At 68.6% G+C, this 679-nt stretch carries 2 protein-coding genes; both read left to right on the top strand.

All coding sequences use genetic code 11. From position 1 onward, the window contains the following. Nucleotides 1-378, top strand: a 378-nt coding sequence (locus DAI20_RS19530; protein ID WP_159085134.1) for an OmpA family protein, incomplete at its 5' end; no start/stop codon positions are given. Between the two features lie 109 nt (nt 379-487). Continuing rightward, nucleotides 488-679 (top strand): DUF6959 family protein (locus DAI20_RS19535; protein ID WP_205781503.1); only part of this gene is annotated, 192 nt, incomplete at its 3' end.

A 679-nucleotide genomic window follows, 5' to 3' on the forward strand; every position in this document is an offset into this window, starting at 1 on the left:
CCGGAGCAGCCGCTGCGATTGTCCGCCGATGCGTTGTTCGGCTTCGACAGTGCGGTACTCAGCGCTGAAGGCCAGCAGGCGGTGCAGGGCATCCTGGCGCAGGTACGCGAGGCCGCGCAGGTGCAGTCGATCCGGGTGACCGGGTACACCGACCGTATCGGCAGTGCCAGCTACAACCAGACCCTGTCGCAGCGACGTGCCGAGGCCGTGCGCAGCGCGCTGGTGCAGGGCGGGGTGCCTGCGGCCAGCATCAGCGCCGAAGGGCGGGGCGCAGCCGAGCCGATCGTGCAGTGCGAGCAGCGCAATCGGCGTGAGCTGATCGCCTGCCTGGCGCCGAACCGTCGCGTGCAGATCGCCGGAATGGCCCAGCCGCGCTGAGAGTCCCGCACCGGGGCCATGCCCCGGTATCCCGAGTCCCCCCTGACCGTCGGCAGGACGTGGTTACGTCTCCCCCGTTGATCACGCCTGCCGGCGGCTCAGGTTTTCCATGGTGCACGCGATGAACGCCCAATTCCTGCCTCTTTCCATGAAGACGGAAACCACACTGAGTGTGTACGGCCAGCTCGGCAATCATGCGGTGGTGCGCATTCCCGGGCGGCGACTGCCGGGATTGATCCTGCAGGCAGACACCGTGGCCGGCTTCCTGGCCCAGCTGCAGGAAGCCCAGGCCTGCCTGCGC

It is taken from the genome of Planctomonas deserti (assembly GCF_003067705.1).
Taxonomy (GTDB): Bacteria; Actinomycetota; Actinomycetes; order Actinomycetales; family Microbacteriaceae; genus Planctomonas; species Planctomonas deserti.